The organism is Alteribacillus sp. JSM 102045, assembly GCF_041949975.1.
Lineage (GTDB): Bacteria > Bacillota > Bacilli > Bacillales > Marinococcaceae > Alteribacillus.
The window spans coordinates 69694-90126 of record NZ_JBHFQG010000010.1 but is presented as its reverse complement, the minus strand read 5'-3'; the positions used below and the strand labels follow the sequence as shown (position 1 = coordinate 90126).

Annotated in this window: 16 protein-coding genes; 7 read left to right on the top strand and 9 right to left on the bottom strand. The window is 40.9% G+C overall.

Going from position 1 to position 20433, the window contains the following annotated elements; all coding sequences use genetic code 11:
* Positions 1-131 precede the first annotated feature (131 nt).
* The 9 genes from glpK to ACE1TI_RS09255 all read right to left on the bottom strand — a co-directional run bounded on the left by glpK (position 132) and on the right by ACE1TI_RS09255 (position 11361).
* Positions 132-1622 carry a glycerol kinase GlpK gene (gene glpK, locus ACE1TI_RS09295; RefSeq protein WP_375007303.1) on the bottom strand — a complete coding sequence of 497 codons (1491 nt, stop codon included), beginning with the start codon at positions 1620-1622 and terminating at the stop codon, positions 132-134.
* A gap of 38 nt (positions 1623-1660) precedes the next feature.
* The gene (locus tag ACE1TI_RS09290) at positions 1661-2503 is read right to left on the bottom strand and encodes an MIP/aquaporin family protein (RefSeq protein ID WP_375007302.1); all 843 of its coding nucleotides are present in this window, start codon (positions 2501-2503) and stop codon (positions 1661-1663) included.
* Positions 2504-2748: 245 nt separating this feature from the next.
* Complete coding sequence (locus ACE1TI_RS09285) at positions 2749-4053, bottom strand: (Fe-S)-binding protein (protein WP_375007301.1); 1305 nt, start codon at positions 4051-4053, stop codon at positions 2749-2751.
* On the bottom strand, positions 4046-5449 hold the full coding sequence (locus ACE1TI_RS09280) for an FAD-binding oxidoreductase (RefSeq protein ID WP_375007300.1): 1404 nt from the start codon (positions 5447-5449) through the stop codon (positions 4046-4048). The genes ACE1TI_RS09285 and ACE1TI_RS09280 overlap by 8 nt, the downstream gene beginning before the upstream one ends.
* Positions 5450-5474: 25 nt before the next feature.
* Complete coding sequence (locus ACE1TI_RS09275) at positions 5475-6362, bottom strand: DUF6282 family protein (RefSeq protein ID WP_375007299.1); 888 nt, start codon at positions 6360-6362, stop codon at positions 5475-5477.
* A 20-nt stretch (positions 6363-6382) separates the two neighbouring features.
* Positions 6383-7291, bottom strand: coding sequence for an alpha/beta hydrolase (locus ACE1TI_RS09270; protein WP_375007298.1), 909 nt, complete (start codon positions 7289-7291; stop codon positions 6383-6385).
* 16 nt (positions 7292-7307) lie between these two features.
* Positions 7308-8015: a FadR/GntR family transcriptional regulator gene (locus tag ACE1TI_RS09265; protein WP_375007297.1), complete on the bottom strand. Its 708-nt coding sequence runs from the start codon at positions 8013-8015 to the stop codon at positions 7308-7310.
* A 24-nt stretch (positions 8016-8039) separates the two neighbouring features.
* Positions 8040-9398 (bottom strand): sodium/glutamate symporter, encoded by a 1359-nt coding sequence (locus ACE1TI_RS09260; RefSeq protein WP_375007296.1) that lies wholly within the window; start codon positions 9396-9398, stop codon positions 8040-8042.
* A 133-nt stretch (positions 9399-9531) separates the two neighbouring features.
* Positions 9532-11361 carry a nitrilase-related carbon-nitrogen hydrolase gene (locus ACE1TI_RS09255; protein ID WP_375007295.1) on the bottom strand — a complete coding sequence of 610 codons (1830 nt, stop codon included), beginning with the start codon at positions 11359-11361 and terminating at the stop codon, positions 9532-9534.
* 359 nt (positions 11362-11720) lie between these two features.
* On the opposite strand from ACE1TI_RS09255, the gene trhO reads away from it, so the two are divergent.
* The 7 genes from trhO to ACE1TI_RS09220 all read left to right on the top strand — a co-directional run bounded on the left by trhO (position 11721) and on the right by ACE1TI_RS09220 (position 20385).
* Entirely contained in the window at positions 11721-12686 is a 966-nt protein-coding gene (trhO, locus tag ACE1TI_RS09250) for an oxygen-dependent tRNA uridine(34) hydroxylase TrhO (protein ID WP_375007294.1), read from the top strand.
* Positions 12687-12991: 305 nt separating this feature from the next.
* Positions 12992-13615 carry a LysE family translocator gene (locus tag ACE1TI_RS09245; RefSeq protein ID WP_375007293.1) on the top strand — a complete coding sequence of 208 codons (624 nt, stop codon included), beginning with the start codon at positions 12992-12994 and terminating at the stop codon, positions 13613-13615.
* Between the two features lie 167 nt (positions 13616-13782).
* On the top strand, positions 13783-14814 hold the full coding sequence (locus tag ACE1TI_RS09240; protein WP_375007292.1) for a LacI family DNA-binding transcriptional regulator: 1032 nt from the start codon (positions 13783-13785) through the stop codon (positions 14812-14814).
* Positions 14815-14930: 116 nt separating this feature from the next.
* Positions 14931-17024 (top strand): amylo-alpha-1,6-glucosidase, encoded by a 2094-nt coding sequence (locus ACE1TI_RS09235; RefSeq protein ID WP_375007291.1) that lies wholly within the window; start codon positions 14931-14933, stop codon positions 17022-17024.
* A 44-nt stretch (positions 17025-17068) separates the two neighbouring features.
* Complete coding sequence (locus tag ACE1TI_RS09230; RefSeq protein WP_375007290.1) at positions 17069-18334, top strand: ABC transporter substrate-binding protein; 1266 nt, start codon at positions 17069-17071, stop codon at positions 18332-18334.
* Positions 18335-18637: 303 nt separating this feature from the next.
* The gene (locus tag ACE1TI_RS09225; protein ID WP_375007289.1) at positions 18638-19540 is read left to right on the top strand and encodes a carbohydrate ABC transporter permease; all 903 of its coding nucleotides are present in this window, start codon (positions 18638-18640) and stop codon (positions 19538-19540) included.
* A gap of 17 nt (positions 19541-19557) precedes the next feature.
* Positions 19558-20385, top strand: coding sequence for a carbohydrate ABC transporter permease (locus ACE1TI_RS09220; RefSeq protein ID WP_375007288.1), 828 nt, complete (start codon positions 19558-19560; stop codon positions 20383-20385).
* The last annotated feature ends 48 nt before the right edge of the window (positions 20386-20433 follow it).

Sequence of the window (20433 nt, the reverse complement as noted above, 5' to 3'; positions counted from 1 at the left end):
TGCTGGCCAAACCTTTACGGTAAAAGGCATAGTAAAATGTAAAAAAAGAAACCAGAAAACCCCTTTCTCAAATCAGAAAGGGTTTTCTGGTTTCTCCTTGTCTCCAACCATCTATTAACTTGTTTGATCTCTTACTTAAATGCCATAGCCGCTTTTACTGCCTTCTTCCATCCATTATACAATTCATTTCGCTGTTCGTCATCCATTTTTGGAGTGAATGTTTTTTCCACTTTCCACTGAGCTTCGATTTCCGCTCGATCCTTCCAGTATCCAACGGCCAGGCCGGCCAAATATGCAGCTCCCAGAGCAGTCGTTTCATTTACTACCGGCCTTTCAACCGGCACATTTAATAAATCTCCTTGAAATTGCATGAGAAAATTATTTTTGACAGCGCCACCATCGACACGAAGCGTCTTTAAATCGATGTTTGAATCAGCAATCATCGCATCCAGCACATCTTTTGTCTGGTATGCTAATGACTCAAGCGTTGCCCTTACAAAATGCTCTTTCTCTGTACCGCGGGTAATCCCAAAGACAGCACCGCGCACGTCAGAATCCCAATAAGGCGTCCCTAGTCCTACAAACGCAGGGACCACATATGCTCCATCTGTAGAAGAAACCCGCTTTGCATATTTTTCAGAATCAGCGGCATCATGAAACAGCCTTAGGCCGTCGCGCAGCCATTGGATAGCTGATCCAGCCACAAATATACTGCCCTCAAGAGCATATTCAACTTTTCCATCAACGCCCCAGGCTAATGTAGTAAGCAGTCCATGCTCTGATTCAATGGCTTCCTGGCCTGTATTCATCAGCATGAAACAGCCTGTGCCGTAGGTGTTTTTAGCCATTCCTTTTTCAAAACAAGCCTGCCCGAATAATGCAGACTGCTGATCACCAGCTGCGCCTGCAATAGGAATGTTTTCACCAAAAAAGTGATATCCCGCTGTATTCGCATAAACCGCAGAAGAAGGATGAACTTCAGGAAGCATTGCTTTTGGGACATCTAAAATGTCTAATAGCTCTTCGTCCCATTTCAATTCATGTATGTTATACATCAACGTTCTAGAGGCATTAGAATAATCAGTAACGTGGACTTCTCCTCCAGACAGCTTCCATATTAGCCATGTATCTATAGTGCCAAAGAGCAGTTCTCCACGCTCTGCTTTTTCACGGGCACCCTCCACATTATCTAAAATCCATTTCACTTTCGTTCCAGAGAAATAAGCATCAATAAGAAGCCCCGTTTTCTCTCTAAACGTTTTATTGTTTCCTTGTTTTTTTAACTCCTCGCAAATCTCAGCAGTCTGCCTTGACTGCCAGACAATCGCGTTATATACCGGTTTTCCTGTATTTTTGTCCCAAACTACAGTGGTTTCGCGCTGATTGGTGATCCCGATTCCTGCAATTTGTTCCGGTTTAATATCCGCTTCCGCAAGAGCTGTTGCAACAACTGCTAAAATACTTCCCCAAATCTCACCGGCATCGTGCTCTACCCAGCCTGGTTTAGGAAAATGCTGTGTAAATTCCTTTTGGGCCGTTTTCACAATTTCACCATTCTTATTAAACAAAATAGCCCGAGAGCTTGTCGTCCCTTGATCTAAAGCCATAATATACTTTTCCACCTTCAACCACCTCACCTAACGTTTTAGAAACTAAATATTTACACAGACCTCTCGCCCTTGATGTCCTCGTTTAATGTATTAGCTTCATTATACTCTCGTGCGTTTTGAATTTGAGCATAAATGAAGATAAGACAAATAATGACAGTCATTGGCCAGAACAATGGAGCCACCTCTCCTAAAAAGACGGCTTTATGAAATATACCCCCATATATTCCGCCTATAACCGGGCCGACAATTGGAACCCAGGCATATTTCCAATCTGACGTACCTTTTCCGGGAATAGGCAGACAAAAATGAGCAATTCTCGGCCCAAAATCCCGGGCCGGATTAATTGCATATCCAGTGGTGCCTCCAAGAGACATACCAATTGCTACAATCAGCAGGCCGACAATTAGCGGATTCAGCCCTTCTGTAAATTCATTGGCTCCTATAAAAGCTAATCCAAGGACTAAAATAAATGTACCAATAATTTCACTAACAAGATTGGCTGAATAACTTCTCACAGCTGGATCTGTGGAGAATACTGCTAATTTTGCACCTGGATCTTCTGTTTTTCTCCATTGAGCCAGGTAATGGAAAAAGACAATACATGCACCGATAAAAGCTCCTATCATTTGAGCGGTAATGTAATAAGGCACATCGGCCCAAGGAAAATCACCAGAGGCTGCTAAACCAAGGGTAACGGCTGGATTAATGTGCGCCCCGCTAAAGTTCCCAACAGCATATACTCCCATTGTAACGGCAAGACCCCAGCCTATTGTTATAACTCCCCATCCGGCATCTTCAGCTTTGGAACCTTTTAACACAACGCCAGCAACCACTCCGCCTCCGAAGATGATTAGAATCATGGTTCCAATCAATTCACCAATAAACGGCGACATAAAGAGCCCTCCTCATGAATAGTTTTTTGATTAAAACAGTTAGATCGACAGACAACTTGAGGCCTGAAATGTAAAAAAAAACCACGCCAGTTCCTTCTAGGCACATGTCCCTCAATGCGTCCATTGAGCACAGCCTAAAATCTGGCGTGGATCTCCTAATCTCCATCACGATTTATTAACCTGGTAATAGATTACTAGATTTTGTAAGCGTTGTCAAACCGTTTTCAAATTTTACTGTGTATCGGTTATAATTTCTTTGGTTTTGGTGAAGCCTCCATTAACACCTCAACCAGGTGAACAGCCTCTGCTTTGCTGTGTTTTCCTTCCCGCTCCACCCCGGCTTTCATCTGCAGCAAACAACCAGGGTTTGTAGTAACAATTACTTGAGGATTTACATTATTCACATCTTCCATTTTTTTATCTAAAATATCCATTGAATCTTCGTAATTTATAATATTATAGATACCAGCCGACCCGCAGCAGAAATCCGGATTGTTCATTTCACGCAGCTTAACCCCCGGCACCTGTTCTATTAATTGACGAGGCTGCCTGGTCACTCGCTGCACGTTTGTCATATGACAGGATGGTTGATAGGTTACTAATTTTTCTACAGGGGCAGAAAACTCTAACCCATCCAGCTCAACAAGGACTTCAGATATGTCTTTTATTTTTTCAGTAAAAGCTTTTGCCCGCTGGTGCCACTCTGTTCCTTTCTCAAATAAGTGGTCATATTCTATTAAACGTGCTCCGCATCCGCCAGCGTTGTTCACAATATAGTCCACTTTTTCTTCTTCAAAGGCGGCAATGTTTTCCATTGCAAGCTCTTTCGATAATCCGACTTTGCCCGAATGAGCATGCAAGGCACCGCAGCACGTTTGATTCTCTGGCAAAATGACTTCCGCCCCTGAAAGCCTCATTAACTCTATCGTTTGTTGATTGATATCAAAAAAGATGCTGTCCATGACACACCCAGTAAAAAAGGCAATCTTTGCGGCAGGTGCTCCTTCTGGATGTATACGTTTCAGCCGCTTTTTTCTTTGTGAAGGAGACGGCTGTGCTGGCAGAACTTTTTCAAATTCCCCCAGATGCAAGGGAGCCATCGCAGTCAAACGCAAAGAACGGGCGACTTTTTGCATTCCTGTAGCCTGGTAAAGCCAGGTGGCATTTCCGAGCCGATTCATCCATTTAGAAGAAGGAAAAAAAGAACCAAACAAAAACTCCTCTGTTTTCTTTCTCCCCTGTGACTTTTCTTTATTGTCCTCCAACGTTTCTTTTGCACCTTCTAAAATAGCTCCGTACTGCACATTTGTTGGACAAACAGTGGTGCAAGCCATACATCCTAAACACTTTTCAATTGGTTCTTCTAAATCTTCTAGAGAAGCTTTTCCTTCAGCTGCCATTTTTACCAGATTAATCCGCCCTCTAGGTGAATGGGTTTCTTTTTCCATCGTTTCATAGGTTGGACAAGCAGGCAGACAATAGCCACATTGTACACAATCGAAGGTTTTATCGTATTGCAATTTTTCTTGAAGAGTTTTTAAATCATTCATGTCGCAACACCAACTTCTGGTCACGCTCCGGGAACATTTTTCCTGGGTTCATAATGCCTTTTGGGTCCCAGCTGTCTTTAATTCTCTTCATCATATCAAGTCCTGCTGAGCCAAGTTCTTGTTCCATAAAAGGAGCTTTCATTGTGCCAATACCATGCTCCCCAGACAAAGTACCGCCAAGTTCAACCGCTGCCTGAAAAATCTCTCCAACAGCTTGTTCGACTCTTATCATTTCGTCTTCATCACGTTTATCACACATGATGTTGGGATGTAAATTCCCGTCTCCGGCATGGCCGAATACTACGAGCTCTATGTCATATTTTTCTTTTATTGCCTGTAGTCTTTCCATCATTTCTGCAATTTTGCTGCGCGGGACGGTGGCATCTTCCGAAACTTTTGTTGGTTTTATTTTAGCAATAGCTGGTGAAACCTGTTTTCTTGCCTGCCATATTTTTGCTGATTCCTCTTCATTTTTTGGCACCACAATATCTTTTGCCCCAAGTTCTTTCATTATTTTCTCCACCTGATTGGCTTCTGCTTTTATCGCTTCTGGGTGTCCGTCAAGTTCAATCATTAATAAAGCTGCAGCTTCAACAGGAAGACCAGACGGCTTGTAATTTTCCACTGCTTGTACTGAGGCTTGATCCATAAATTCCATTTTAGAAGGAAGAATACCAGAGGTTAGGGTCTTCGAAATCGCTCTTCCAGAAAGCTCTACTTCATCAAAAACCGCCATTAACGTTTGAACGGCTGGCGGCTTTGGAACGAGCTTTAATGTAGCTTCGGTAATAATCCCAAGCGTCCCTTCTGATCCAATCACAAGCTTGGTCAGGTCAAAACCTGTTACGTTTTTAATTGTCCTTCCGCCAGTTTTTATCATTTCTCCTTCTGGTGTAACCAGCTCTAAGCCAATAACATAATCTTTTGTTACTCCATATTTCAGGCCGCGCGGGCCGCCTGAATTTTCAGCGAGATTGCCTCCGATCGTTGAGACATGAGCGCTGCTTGGATCAGGCGGGTACATAAGTCCGTACTTTTCTATTTCTTGATTAATAGATGCCGTTAACACCCCTGGAGACACCACTGCAATCAAGTCATCCGGAGTTACGTCAATCCTTGCCGGCCATTGTGAAGTATCCAGCACTATACCGCCCTTAACCGGAAGAGGTCCGCCGCTTAAACATGTTCCCTGCCCCCTGGGAGTGACCGGTACTTTATACTGGTTAGCTATTTTCATGACGTGGACAACCTCTTCTTTTGTCTTGACCTGCACTACAGCTTCGGGAAGATATTCTCCAAATGAGCCATCAAAACTGTAGCTGTATCGATCTGCTAGTTCTGTGAGCACTTGATTGGCAGAAAAAAAACTCTTGAGTTCATTTATCCATTCCTTCATCATAAACCTTCTTTCTAAAAAGGGCCTATTTTAATAAGGATTTTGGATTATCCTTAATCATGCTTGTGATTTCTTGTTCTGTCACACCATATGAAACCAGTTCTGTAATAAATCTGCTCAGCCCTTTTATTGGTGTAACGTTATGTTCTTGTCCATAATCTGTGACTAACACACAATTTGAGCTTCCTAGATATTTAATAGAGTTCGCCATTTCTTTTGCTGATAGATTATTAAAATCTTCGCTGCATGCTAGATAACATTTTTCAATGATACAACCTTCGCGTACGAGCTCCAGCTGCATCTCAAGCGGTATTTGAGCAATACCAAGGTCTGCATGCTGAATAAGAATACGAGTTACCCCTGCTTTTTTCGCTTCAGCCACGAGCGGCCCTACTTCATTAGGTGCTAGATGACCAGTAGCGAGTACTGCGTCATATTCCGCTATTAAGGAAACAATCTTTTTTACCTCTTCTTTAATGTTATTACTATCGTCCATCACACGCAAAACAGATTCCGAATAATCTAATGACTTCTTACTGTTAAAGAAACGATCTTTTTGGTGATGTGCAAAATACTTTTGATGCTGAGCAGCTGATATAGTTGGCATCCAAACGACTTTAGCTCCCATTTGCAGAGCCATATCGACTGCATGCGGAGACAATCCGCCGGTAAAAATATTACAAACAAGACCCCCATACACGTCCATTTCCGGATATTTTTCGCGGATTAAATAGGCCCGGTCATAGGAAGAGCCTTCATGAGCCTTCAAAACCAAACCATTCATGCCTGCACGTCTTGCTTCTTCTACTAGTTCCCAGTCTGTTTGTTTTCTTGGAAAAATACTAGGTGAACTATGTACATGTAACTCATATCCTCCCTTTAAAAGAGGATGATAGGTTTCTGTGTTATTCATCTGTGTCTCTTCCCCCTGTATTAAGAAATGTTCTGCAGGCTTTCTTTTAAAGAATTATTGAAAAAGCTCACCAGTGCTTCGATCAATCGTTTAAATTCTGGGTGGTCACTATACATAAAATCATTATGTTTTCCATTTACTTGATAAAATTGTTTTGGTTCAGCCGCCTTTTCAAACAATTGAAGAGCTTCTTCAAAAGGATGCAAAACATTCCCCGTTCCATGACCAACGAATAAAGGGACAGATGAAAGTTCTTCAGCAGCTTTTTCAGCATTCATGCCAATAATTGATTCAGTAAATTGAATCCTCGTCTGTTCGCCAAAACCGTGATAAGAAGAAAGTTCTTTTTCTACATAGCCAGCTGTAGCAGGATCTAAAGGATAATGAAGAAACGGATCAGCAAGCGTTGATTCTCCTTCTACCACCCTCTTGATACGGTCTTCTTCTACCGTTTCTAACAGTTTAAGCCAATCATTGTAAGAGTGTATCGTCTTCAGCCATCTTTCTCCGTTATAGAAACCATTTAAAGCAGCAACTGCCGATATATTTTCATTGGCAGCGGTTACTTGGATGACATTAGAAGCCCCCATTCCCCATCCAATTAATCCGATACGTTCGTGATCTACTTCTTCCTGCAGCTGCAAAAAAGTAATAGCATTTTTTATATCTTCCACTTGCTCTTCAAGCAAAACTCTTCCTTTTTCCCCTTCACTATCAGCGAATCCTCTGTAGTCAAAACCTAAACAAATAAAACCATGTTCGGTTAAAGCTTGCGCAAACATCTTTGGATAAAATGCATTAACCCCTTGATACCCTGAATTTGGAATAATAGCTGGACGTTTCTCCCCCGGCACATAATCATCAGGAAAATATAATGTACCTTGTAATTTATATCCTTCACTAAAAAAATGTATTGGTTTTTCATTCATTTTTAACACTCCTTATTTAATTGGCTAACTGGTCTAGCTCTTTTTCAAATTTCTTCTTTGCATTGGTTAAATGCTCAAACATTGCTTGTTCGGCTTTCTTTGGATCCCCTAGCTCGACGGCCTTATATATATGCTCATGTTCATTTAACACTCGCTGTCGTTTCCCTGTTATCCCCATATTTTTCATTAAAGAAAATTTAATAGCTTTTTCATGTAATTCAGAAATGTTTTCCATTGTTCCTATCAGTATTGGATTATGCGATGCTTTAGCTATGACTTTATGAAAAGCAATGTCCTCTTTGTGCCCAATTTTGCTTTTGTCCTGCGAATACCGAATTTCATCTAATGCTTGTTTCATCTCATCAAGGTCGTCCACTGTTCTTCTCTCGCCAGCTAGATATGCTGCTCCAGTTTCTAAAATCAAACGTGTTTCCAAAAGGTTCAGTATTTCTTCAGGATCTACAAACTCAAAATGAGTTTCTTCCATTAAACTACTAATGGAAGTTGCCTGAACCACACTGCCTCCTCCCTGTTTTGAAGCGATTAAACCACTTGCTTCTAAAACACTTAAAGCCTCACGGACCGGTGTTCTGCTCACTCCAAACATTTCAGTGAGTTTGCTTTCTGTTGGCAGTTTATCTCCTGGCTGCATTTTTTCTTCTTTAATCATTTCTTTAATACGGTCAAATACTTGCATGGAAACTTTTTTTCGTTCTATTTTCATAGTGAGTTATCCTCTCCTTTATACCTAAACAGCTTCTTTTTTATGCCTCCCTGAGACTTCTTCTTTTGAAACAAGCCATCCTACTTTTCCAGCAACAATCAAGAGGACCGTACACACTCCCAATAGAGTGAAGGCATACACCCCGCCAAGTCCTGACATCATCATAATAGGTCCAAAGGTAATGATGATTACTTCTACAGGTACCATTCCTATATACCCTAAAGCATAATCATCCAATGTCGTACTCTTCGTTTTTGGATCTACAATACGCAGGAGGGCAATTCCCATTGCCACCGTGCCTGTACTCCATCCCCAGCCAAAGATTCCATTTTCAAACCAGTGCTGATGAAATACCCTTGGGGCAATGAAGTGAAAAATTCCATAAGCCCATATCAAACCAAATATAAATAATGCAATGAGTGGAAGAGCGTAATCAGCTACAACAGTTAAGTTGATAGATGTTATCCCAAATGCTACAGTCAAATCTGTTGCCGTTCCACTCAAACGATTCATTACTTTTTTATCGACATAATAATCTGCTTTTGTATATCGAAGAAATAACTGAATCAACAAACCAACGATAAACGCCAAACTTAGAAGCGGAACACTTATATTAGGGAATATGGAGTTAAGCGTTTCCTGAAAATAGTAACTAATAACCACAACAGTTGCTATTATCGCCAAGTGAAAAAATAACGGATCTGCTGTGTTACTAGAAAGAGTTTCTTCTCCTGCTGTTTCCCTGGAACCTTTTTTGACAAGACCTGTCCGCAAATCTGCAGGCAAATCTTTAAAATCAGAAATAAAATTAGTTTTGTTGGCTCGAGCATATTTTTTAACAATAAGGAGCCCTCCAATAATGGCACAAAGCAATCCTACTGTCGCTGAGGTATATCCAAGAGCTGTTGCTTCTTCCCATCCCATGCCGCTAAATGCTTCACCAACAGCGGCTGCCGTTCCATGACCACCGAGAAATCCGGCTCCAAGAACAAGTCCGTAACCTGCCGGGACATTCCAAATATGGCTGAACACGAGATATGTAATCATCGCACCTCCACCCCACATTAAGAGGGTAAGACACATAGAATAAACCCACATATTTCTTACGCGCCCAAACATTTTCTTCCAATTTAATTTTGCAGCCCCGATCGGAATTGCTCCGAAAATGACAGCAATTAAAACAGTCGGATAATCAGCTATTGCTTCTGAGAACGGAAGCCATCCCGTTCCGTTCGGTCCCAAGAACAATCCAGCAAATCCTGCAATAATACTTGCTGGAATAAAAAACTTTTGAAGCGCTTTAATTTTTGCTCTTAATATTACTCCAGCCAATAAAAGGATGGAAATCAAGCCAACATCAATTGTTAAATCAAAAATAGACAATTTACATACCCTCCTTAAGAAAGCGTTATCAAAAATTTGTATGATAAGTATACAATAATATAACTTTTATTGAAAAGGGGAAATTTTTAAAAATGCCTAAAAATTCCCCCTGCGTTCTTTTTCCAACTCCTTATTAATGCTCGATAAGAGGTGTGTAATATTCTGGTTGACGGGAAGCTAGTAATTTTTCTTGATTGAACCACCAATCTTGAGGAACTGTTTTAAATGAAGCCATTTGAACTTCTTCTTTATCCTTTGAAGCTATTTCCACCTTATCGAGCCCGTATAAAGGATCTATTCCATACACTCCTGAACCTCCTTGATACTCTTTTTCCGTACCAACAAAGTTTCCAACCACAGTGTAAGCTTGCGCTCCAATTGCCACAGAATCCCATGTTACCATCGCATGCTTTGGATACGTATGTTCTGCCAATTCCCTATTAATCTCCATTTCTCCGCCGTATTGTCCGTGCCACGATGAAGGGATCGCTATAATGTCTGCCCGGTTAACAGCCATGACACCAGAAGCCTCTGGAAATAGAGCATCTTCTCCTATAAGAATACCGATTTTTCCTAAGTTGTCTGTTTCAAAGACGGGCAGTTCTCCTCCTTCTTCCACCCAATCCTGCTCTTCTTCACTTAAATGTGTTTTACGGTATTTACCAGCCTGTTCTCCCTTTTCATCCAGCAAAACAGCACCATTGTATAAGGAACCTTTTTCTTTTTCAAGAAACCCATAGACGATAGCTGTATTATATTTTTCAGCTAATGAAGCCATATATTCTTGTGTTTCTCCTTGTTCTTTTTCTGCTATTTTCCTAAGATTATAATTTTGCTTTTCATCTACAGGCCCAGTCAATGACATTTCAGGCAGAACGATTAAATCTATGTCATCTTCACTTGCCGCTTGACCTACCAGTTTGGAAATTTTCTTTTTATTTTTTTCTTTATCCCCGATAATAGGCTCATATTGTAGAGCTGCCGCATCAATATCCTGTGATTCCGTACTTTTCGTTTCGTCCCAAGGATGAATATAGTGAGATAGTTCTTTATATAGCTCAGGACGCCTGTTTTCAAGCCGTTTTTTATTTTCGTTTTCATACTCTTTAGGGTCTATTTCCGCATATTCTATCTTCGTTTCTTCTATTGCTTCCTCTTCGTCCATAGCAATCGGGGCTTCGGCCAGCTTTTCCCCTGCGGCAGACCAAATAGCACTTCCGCCTATCATATGAAACCCTTCTTCTGTATTTGAACGGTTAGCACTAATCACATGCATTCCATTTTGCTGTGCTCTAGCTGGAAGTGCAGAAATAGTCTGTGCCGAAGAGTTAGTGGGAAAAGCTAAAATGTCAGCACCTTTTATTCCTGCTAATCTTGCCGGTTCAAAATAAGCAGAGTCCATACAAATATTAATAGCTATTTTTCCTATGTCTGTGTCAAAAACAGGTATTCCCATATCTCCCCAGGCTGCCCAATGCATTTCTGTCTCCCACATTTGTGTTTTTCGATATTTACCTATGTAGCCGTCAGGCCCTATAAACACTGCAGAATTGTAGTAGAGATCTGTTTCTTCGTCTACTTCCGGCATTCCAAATACAATATAGCTATCATATTTTTCGGTCAAGTCAGAAAATTTATCCGTAGTATCACCTGGGATAGATTCAACAAACGGCTCAATTTCAGACCTGCTGTCGTACATATACCCAGTAGTTGCCATTTCAGGAGCCACTGCTACTTTCGCTCCATTCTTAAATGCCTCTTCCGCTGCTTCATATAACTCGTCCACATTTTCTTCTTTTTCATTCAACTTCGGATTAAATTGTATGGTTGCTGCTGTAAAAGAATCCTCTTGATCCTCAGGCTCTTCTTTAGCTGCAGTTTGAGTTTCTTCCCCTTGGCATCCGGTCACTATGAATAACATGACACTAAAAATAATGATCCAACAGTTTCTTACTTTAACCATTAAAATCCCTCTCTTTCTTCATTAAATAACTGAATTTTTTTACTTTTGATAATTTATCATATTGTATACTTATCATACAATATTCTTTCTAACTTTCTTTTCTAAAAAAATAAGACTGCCTTTCCTATCTAGAAAGACAGCCTTAATGAGTTATTTTTTAATGAGAGCCATGGACACCCACAGCTCCCTGTATTTCTAATAGGCGTTTGTTTATTATGTTCCAAGATTCTCACTCTTCCAACAAATAGATTGTCCCTTTCTTATTTTTAACGAATCGTTTACAATAGTACATTGTAAGAAAGAGTCGTATGCGCCTATACGGTTGATATCTTGCAAATATTAAACAATAGGTGATAAAAATGGAAAAAAAATATCGTGTATTACTTTATTATAACTATGTGCCCATTGAAGATCCGGAAGGCTTTACAGCAGAACACTTAGAGTACTGTAAAAACCTCGGTTTAAAAGGGCGAATTCTTATTGCCTCTGAAGGTATTAATGGAACAGTCTCTGGAACCGTGGAGCAGACGAATAAATATATGGAAGACTTAAAAAAAGATCCCCGCTTTGTGGATACAGAATTTAAAATAGATGAAGCCGATGGCCATGCCTTTAAAAAAATGCACGTACGCCATCGTGATGAAATTGTTACACTGCGTCTTAATGAGGATATTAATCCAAACGAGCAAACAGGCGAATATTTAGAGCCAAAAGATTTTTATGAAGCTATGCAGGAAGAAGATACCGTTATCCTGGATGCCCGTAATGACTATGAATATGACCTGGGACACTTCCGTGGTGCGATCAGGCCTGACATCAACAGCTTCCGTGAACTTCCTGAATGGGTAAAAGAAAATAAAGATCAGTTGGAAGGAAAACAAATACTAACGTACTGCACAGGCGGCATCCGCTGTGAAAAATTCTCGGGCTGGCTGAAAGAAGAAGGATTTGATAATGTCCGCCAGCTGCACGGAGGCATTATCACGTACGGTAAAGATGAAGAAGTGAAAGGAAAATTATGGGATGGTAAATGTTATGTATTTGATGAGCGCATCAGCGTCCCAATCAATCGTGAAGAGCATGTCGTCGTCGGCCGCGATCATTTTGACGGCGAACCATGTGAGCGTTATGTGAATTGTTCCAACCCTGAATGTAACAAACAAATTCTTTGTTCCGAAGAAAATGAGCATAAATACATGCGGGGCTGCACGCCTGAGTGCCGGGTTCATCCAAGAAACCGTTATGTCGAAGAGCATGAGATGACTCAAGAAGAGATCGAAGAACGCCTGAATCAGCTTGGAGAAGAATATACGAAGCAAATGTAAAAGATAGTACTGTATTTAAATGAGTTCCGTTAAATTTTATTGACTTATTAAGAATATCGCTTTCGTATTATAAGGATAACCAGATCTTCGTTAGATCCTGGTTATCCTTTTTATTTGGCAGACCATTCTGCTAATGAATAAAAAGCCACTGCACTTGGTCTGCTCGGCCTTGTAGTTGATCAAGTGCAATTGTGCAACTTTTTTTGCAGTTCAGACTAACTTACACATATATTAAAAATTCTCGTCCAGCACTGGCTTATCTTGTATACTATGATTAAACCAAATACTAGTTAGGGGTTATCCAAATGGACCCAATTGTTATCTTAGCTTTCTTCGGCACAGCTATCATATTGACTCTTGCTCCAGGACCGGATATTTTATTTGTTATCGCCCAAAGCATATCACAAAATAAAAAAGCCGGGTTCGCTACGGCACTTGGCCTCTGCTCTGGTTTACTAGTACATATTTCCGCAGCAGCTGCTGGTATTTCCGCTGTCATCTATCAGTCTTCCGTTGCTTTTTCTGCGATTAAATACGCAGGAGCCACTTACCTTCTTTACTTAGCGTGGCAAGCTTTTCGAGATAAATCAAAAGCGAGTATTTCTAAGGAAACGAATCCTCATCAATATCTAATGCTGTATAAAAAAGGCATTATTATGAACTTGCTTAATCCAAAAGTATCTCTTTTTTTCCTTGCCCTGCTCCCTCAGTTCACGAACCCGTCATCCGGCTCTGTAACTGTACAAATGCTAATACTGGGCTTCCTTTTTCTACTTCAGGCTTTGGTAATATTTTTTATTGTCAGTACAGCTGCAAATCAGGCAAGCCGTTTTGTACTGCATAATCCGAGGTTTTCAAGACGTATGAACGTTATTCAAGGAGGAATTTTCACCATTATCGGATTACAAATATTGTTGAGTGAAAAATGATAAACGCACGCACCGCACAGCGATGCGTTTTTTATTTTTTTTGAAGCTGTGTTCATTTTTCCTTAATGTGAAGGACTGTTATTTTTTCTAAAAAACCATTGTAAACGCTTTAAAAATCATATAGAGTATTACCTAAAGATAAATCCGAAACGTTTTGGAGGTTCATCGTGACAACAATAAAAGACATAGCAAAAGAAGCTGGGGTTTCGGTAACTACCGTCTCACGGGCCTTAAACGGGTATTATGATGTAAATGAAAACACCAGAAAAAAAATTCAGCAAATCGCAGCTGAGCTGAACTACAGCCCAAACTCCGTAGCTCGCAGTTTGGTAACCAGCAAAACAAAAACGATCGGCCTCCTCGTTTCAGAACTGAGCCGTTCCGCTTTAAAAGACAGCTTCATGGTAGAAATTATGGGCGGCCTTAACGCCTACGCAGGTGAAGCTGGATATGACTTAATATTATTCAGCACAGATTCTGCAAAACAGCGCCTGAAAAGTTACAGTCAATTATGCCGGGAACGTCAGGTGGAAGGGGCTATTATGTTAGGCATGAAAAAAGATGACCCTTATTTAACAGAAGTTATTGAAAGTAATATCCCGTGCGTGCTCATAGACATTGAAATGAGCGGTGAAAATGTAGGCTACGTTACAACGGATAACGAGTTTGGGGCTCAAACTGCTGTGAAACACCTCATTAATCTTGGGCATAGAAATATTGCTATGGTCAATGGCCATGACCAGGCCCTTGTCAGTCAGCATCGTTTAAAGGGTTATAAGAAAGAGTTGCAGGAAGCGGGTATCACGTTTCGACAACACTGGGTCGTTGATGGTCAATTTCAGGAAGAAACGGCGGAAAAGGAAGCAGAAAAGCTGCTGCAAGAGTACCCGGAAATAAGCGCCCTCTTTTGTGCAAGTGACCTTATGGCCCTTGGAGCTATGCGGTCGGCCAAAAAACTAGGAAGAAACATTCCGGAGTCGTTATCGATTGCAGGATTTGATGATATTGTCCTTGCTTCCTATGCACACCCTCCTCTGACTACGGTAGCTCAGGATAAGTATAAGATGGGATATGAAGCAGGAAAGCTTCTTCTTCATATACTTAACGGAGATCCTACTAAACGTGTCACCATACTTGATAATCATTTAGTTATAAGAAATACAACAACTGCAAACAATCAAAAGGTCCCATTCAATTAAGGACCTTTTATTATAAAATTTTCCCAAAACGTTTTGGATTTTCCAAAGCGGTAATTTGACAAATGTTACCGAAACGATTCGGTAAATCATTTAAAAAACATCTGGAGGGGTACATAATGAATTACAGAGTGATCAAGGAAAATGATCTGTTTTTATTAACCGATGAAATGGGGGATATTCCAGAGGGGCATACATACGGTGCCGGCTTGTACACGAAAGATACACGCTTTTTAAGCAAATGGCATTTAACGATAAACGGTCATAAACCCGTATTATTGTCCTCAGAGGCAGAGAAAAATTACAAATCAGAAATTCTTCTTACAAACCCGCATATTGAGAAAAACGGGACGGTTGAACTTTGGAGAGAATCTGTAGAAATAAAAAGAAAACGCTTTATATACGATAATGTATTCTACGAAATCTTAACTATAAAGAGCTACTCCCCTTCCGCACTGGATTTTCGAATGGGATACGAGTTTGATGCAGATTTTAAAGACATGTTCATCGTACGTGGTTTTCAAAACGGAAAAACAGGCAGAGGGACAAACATAGAAAAAACAAATAATAGTTTTACATATCATTATACCGGCTCCGATGAAATACAGCGAAGCAGTCACATTTCCTGGGACACTGAAGCCGAAGAGGTGAAAGTTGGAGCTATTTCGTTTTCCCTTTCTTTGCAGCACGAAGAAGAAAAGCAAATTGCGGTTACCATCCAACCCCTCGTTGAACAAGAAGCCAAAGATATAAAACCGGCTGATCAAGCACTGCATGCTCTTGAAACGTCATATAAAGAATGGACAAAAAATACGACAAACGTGAATACCAATCATAAAGGTTTACAGCGCCTTGTTGATCGTGGAATCGGCGATTTGCGTTCTCTCCTCACCGACGTCGGATACGGTCTTTTTCCGGTCGCAGGCCTTCCGTGGTTTGGGGTGCCATTTGGCAGAGACAGCTTGATCGCAGCACAACAGCTCCTGCCATTTAATCCAGAAGTCGCTAAAGGAACCCTCCGTACAATGGCTGCTTTTCAAGGGACAAAAGAAGATCCGTGGCGGGACGAACAACCAGGAAAGATTATGCATGAATTAAGATCAGGAGAGCTTGCCAATACCAATCAAATCCCTTTCACTCCGTATTACGGAACAATCGACGCTACTCCACTCTATCTCGTTCTTTTTACGGAATATATTAACTGGACCGGTGATCTTCATCTCTTTGAAGAATTAAAAGAAAGTGTAGAGAATGCATTATATTGGATTAACCATTACGGAGATCAGGATGGGGATCTGTTTATAGAATACCACCAGGAATCTTCAAAAGGCATAGCAAATCAAGGCTGGAAAGATTCAGGAGATTCCATCGTCCACCGAGACGGGACTTTTGCCGAAACTCCTATCGCTCTAGCTGAAGTCCAGGGATATGTGTATCAAGCAAAGCAAGGGCTTTCCACTGTTTATAAAAAAACAGGGAACCTCGAAAAAGCAAAGCAGCTTTCAAAAGAAGCGATGGAACTAGCAGAAAAATTTGAACAAGCATATTGGATGGAAGATGTATCCTTTTATGCTCTCGCTCTCGATAAAAACAAAAACCAAGTAGGTACTATTACTTCTAATCCAGGTCATGTACTGTATGCCGATATGCTGTCACCAGAAAGAGCGAACCAAATAGGCTCCATGCTGATTTCAGAGAAAATGTTTTCTGGTTATGGCATTCGTACGATGGGAGAAAAAGAAGCCGGCTATAATCCGATCAGCTATCATAATGGAACTATTTGGCCTCATGACAATAGCTTGATTGTACTTGGACTCAGCAAAACAAATCAAAAAATAGAAGCTGCTAAAGCGATGACAGGGATGATTAAATCCGCTTCCTCTTTTGAGTATGACCGCCTTCCAGAACTATTTTGCGGTTATTCATCTAATAATGGAAAAGCCATTAAATACCCGGTTGCTTGTTCGCCGCAGGCATGGGCAGCCGGCACACCTTTACTGTTTGTCCAAGCCATGGCTGGCATTTTTCCTGATGTTTTAAACGAACAGATATTTGTAGATCCGGTACTCCCTGAAGGTGTAGAGGAACTTGAAATTGCCAATATGAAGATTGGTCAAGGAGTCATACACCTTCAGGTGAAACAAAATAGTGTTACAGTTATTCACAATTCCACTGGATGTGAAGTTATTGAAAAAGCACTGCTTAGAAAATAGCTTCCCATTCTTTGAAAATATTTATTGAAAGGAGATTCAATATAATGTTGAAGAAAAAAAGTTGGGTCAAAGCAGGTTTTGCAGCGTCTATTGTGTTCGGAAGTTTACTTGCCGGCTGCAGTGGTGACGATGGTACGGGTAACACAGAAGCCGGCGGTGAAGATGGAGAAACAACCGTTACTTTAACAGGATGGCAGTCTTCACCTACCGAGCAGCGCTTATTTGAAGAAGTACTGGCAGACTTTGAAGAAGAAAATCCGGATATAAATGTTGAAATTGACACGATCGCAGATCAATACATGGATGTATTGCGGACACGTCTTGTTGGTGGAGAAGCAGCCGATGTATTTTTCTTAGATTCTTTTGAAGCTCCCGGGTTGATAGAGACAGGAGCAGTAGAACCACTTGATGACTACGTGGAAGAAGATTTTAACCTCGATGATTTTCAAGAACCTATGATTCAAGCATTTGAGCGTGATGACCAACTATGGGGCATCCCAAAAGATACGTCCAACCTGGCTCTTTTTTATAATAAAGATTTACTTGAAGAAGCAGGGTTTGATGGTCCCCCTGAAACATGGGAAGAGCTTGAAGATATGGCTGAAGAGCTGACGACAGAAGATACCGTTGGATTTGGTATAGTAACAGATTTAGCTCGGCTGATGTTCATGCCGGAAGCACATGGAGGAAGTGTCGTAGAAGACAACCGTGCAAACTTTACGGATCCAGCGGTTATTGATGCATATGAACCGCTTATTGAAATGAGAAATGAAGAAGATACAGCTGCTTCACCAGGAGACGTTGGTGCAAACAATGGCGGAGAAATGTTTGGTAAAGAAGATGCTGCTATGATAATTGAAGGAAACTGGACGATTCCTTTTCTTGAAGATACATTTCCTGATGTCAATTATGGGACTGCTGAAGTACCTACCATCAATGGTGAAAATGGAACAATGGCCTTCACAGTTGGTTATGCGATGAATGCAGCCTCTGAAAATAAAGACGCTGCCTGGAAACTGATCGAATACCTGGCTGGAGAAGAAGGGATGGAAAACTGGACATCAAGCGGACTAACCCTGCCAACAAGGGAATCTGTTGTTGAAGAAATGGAATATAACGAACCGGAAATTTATGAGCCCTTTCTCGCAGGCAGTGAATATGCAACGGTCTGGGTAGATGATACGAATCTTCCTATTATCAACTCAAACTTTGAAAACCAATTTAACAGTGCCTTTATTGGCGAACAATCTTTAGAAGAAGCTATGGAAAAAGCGGAAGAATCGGCTAACAACGAAATCTCGGATGAATAAATCGGCTTCATGAATGTTTAAGGGGCTGTCTCAAAAGGTTAGTTGGTCATCTAGCAACTGGAAGATGCGAGACAAGCGGCAGTGTGAAGACACCGCAATGAGCGGTTTTTGCTCCACGAGGGGCTGAGCCGCCGCCTGCGGCAAAGAAGACACTACGAGAACGAGCCAAAGAGAGTTGGAGTAGATGTCGCACTTGTGCCCTGAGGGTGAAAGCGAGTAATTTTCCAGCTGCGTCTGCCGAGAACTAACTTATGGGACAGCTCCTTTCAAAAATATCCCTGTCTGGAAAGGAGTTCTTTCTATATGGCGAAGCGAAAATGGACATCAAAGAAATTAAAAGAAGCCGGCCAAGGGTATTTTTTCATGTCCCCTACTATTTTTACCATTGGGCTGTTTACCCTTGCTCCTATCCTTTTTGCAATTTATCTTTCCTTTCATGAAGTCCAATTGTTAGGAAATACCCGTTTTGATTTCGTAGGATTTGATAATTTTTCAAGAATTGCTAATGACGAACGAGCCCATATTTCATTATGGAACACTGCTTTTTACGTTGCGGTCGTTGTCCCGGCACAAACCATTCTGGCATTGGTTCTGGCCGCTTCCTTAAATGCAGGATTAAAAGGAGAGAGGTTCTTTCGTGTCGTCTTTTTTCTTCCCACTTTAACCTCTTCGGCCGTATTAGCCATGATTTTTATGTGGATGTATCAGCCTGATGGTTTTATAAATACGATTTTACATTCTGTTGGTTTGCCGACTTATAACTGGCTTGAAGATCCGAATGTAGCTCTCATCTCTATTATGATTATGAACATTTGGGCAACAGCTCCGTTTTTTATGGTCATTTATTTAGCCGCTCTTCAAGATATTCCGGACTCTTTATATGAAGCAGCCGAACTGGATGGTGCCGGTCCGATTCAAAAATTTTGGAATGTAACCGTACCGATGCTTCGTCCTGTTACTGGATTTACCATTATTATGAGCCTGATTGGAACCTTCCAGCTTTTCGACCAAACGTACATATTTTCAGGCGGATCAGGCGGACCTAATAACTCAACGCTTACCGTAGTGCTGCTTATTTATCAATATGCTTTTAACTCCTATGATCAAATGGGCTATGCTGCTGCGCTTGCCTTTGTTCTGGCACTGATTATTCTCGCAGCTACTTTAATTCAGCGAAAGCTGCAGAAAGAGGAACAAGTATATTGATAAGGAGGTACCTTTAAATGACAAAGAAAGTTTCTATAAAACGTGTGATAATGTACGGCATACTGAGCGCCTATGCGATCATTACGGTTATTCCTTTTTTATGGGCGCTTACGTCATCCTTTAAACCTTTAAATGAAATATTAACGGGCGGGATAAATTTTATACCGGAAAACTTCACGCTAGAAAACTATAAAACTATTTTCACCGAAGAAGCTCTTTTTATAAGGTGGCTGATGAACAGCCTCGTTATTGCCGTTGGAGCAACTCTGTTAAACTTAATTTTTAACTCCATGGCCGGTTATGCTTTAGCACGTCTCAGCTTTCCTGGGCGTACTCCGCTGTTTATTATTGTCCTAGCTGTGCTGATGATTCCGTTTCAGGTCACTATGATACCGAACTACTTGATCTTAAGAGAACTTGAATGGCTGAACAGTTATCAGGGTATGATTGTTCCTGGAATGGTTAACGCTACGTTTATCTTTATGATGAGGCAGTTTTTCATTAATTTCCCGAGAGAAGTAGAAGAAGCAGCCGCGATCGACGGACTAAGTAAAATTGGCACCTTTTTCCGCATTGTGATGCCAATGGCAAAAGCTGCTCTGGGGGCACAGGCAATTTTTGTATTTATGTCATTATGGAATGACTTTATGCGTCCTCTTATTGTTATGTCAGACGATTCCATGTACACGTTAACTGTCGGCATTAATCAATTTCAATCCCAATTTGTAACGTATTGGAACTATATTATGGCCGCATCGATGGTATTTACACTTCCAGTCCTGGTACTCTATATCTTCTTTAATTCTTTCTTTTTGAAAGGCCTGTCTTTTAGAGGAGATAAATAGGGAGTTAATACAAACAAATGTGTTAATCAAACGTTTGATTAACACAAA

Coding starts and splice junctions, on each gene's coding strand:
- ACE1TI_RS09245 (WP_375007293.1), top strand. CDS start 12,992: ATGGACCCAATTGTTATCTTAGCTTTCTTCGGCACAGCTATCATATTG.
- ACE1TI_RS09235 (WP_375007291.1), top strand. CDS start 14,931: ATGAATTACAGAGTGATCAAGGAAAATGATCTGTTTTTATTAACCGAT.
- ACE1TI_RS09255 (WP_375007295.1), bottom strand. CDS start 11,361: ATGGTTAAAGTAAGAAACTGTTGGATCATTATTTTTAGTGTCATGTTA.
- ACE1TI_RS09290 (WP_375007302.1), bottom strand. CDS start 2,503: ATGTCGCCGTTTATTGGTGAATTGATTGGAACCATGATTCTAATCATC.
- ACE1TI_RS09275 (WP_375007299.1), bottom strand. CDS start 6,362: ATGAATAACACAGAAACCTATCATCCTCTTTTAAAGGGAGGATATGAG.
- ACE1TI_RS09230 (WP_375007290.1), top strand. CDS start 17,069: ATGTTGAAGAAAAAAAGTTGGGTCAAAGCAGGTTTTGCAGCGTCTATT.
- ACE1TI_RS09220 (WP_375007288.1), top strand. CDS start 19,558: ATGACAAAGAAAGTTTCTATAAAACGTGTGATAATGTACGGCATACTG.
- ACE1TI_RS09265 (WP_375007297.1), bottom strand. CDS start 8,015: ATGAAAATAGAACGAAAAAAAGTTTCCATGCAAGTATTTGACCGTATT.
- trhO (WP_375007294.1), top strand. CDS start 11,721: ATGGAAAAAAAATATCGTGTATTACTTTATTATAACTATGTGCCCATT.
- ACE1TI_RS09280 (WP_375007300.1), bottom strand. CDS start 5,449: ATGAAGGAATGGATAAATGAACTCAAGAGTTTTTTTTCTGCCAATCAA.
- ACE1TI_RS09225 (WP_375007289.1), top strand. CDS start 18,638: ATGGCGAAGCGAAAATGGACATCAAAGAAATTAAAAGAAGCCGGCCAA.
- ACE1TI_RS09270 (WP_375007298.1), bottom strand. CDS start 7,291: ATGAATGAAAAACCAATACATTTTTTTAGTGAAGGATATAAATTACAA.
- ACE1TI_RS09285 (WP_375007301.1), bottom strand. CDS start 4,053: ATGAATGATTTAAAAACTCTTCAAGAAAAATTGCAATACGATAAAACC.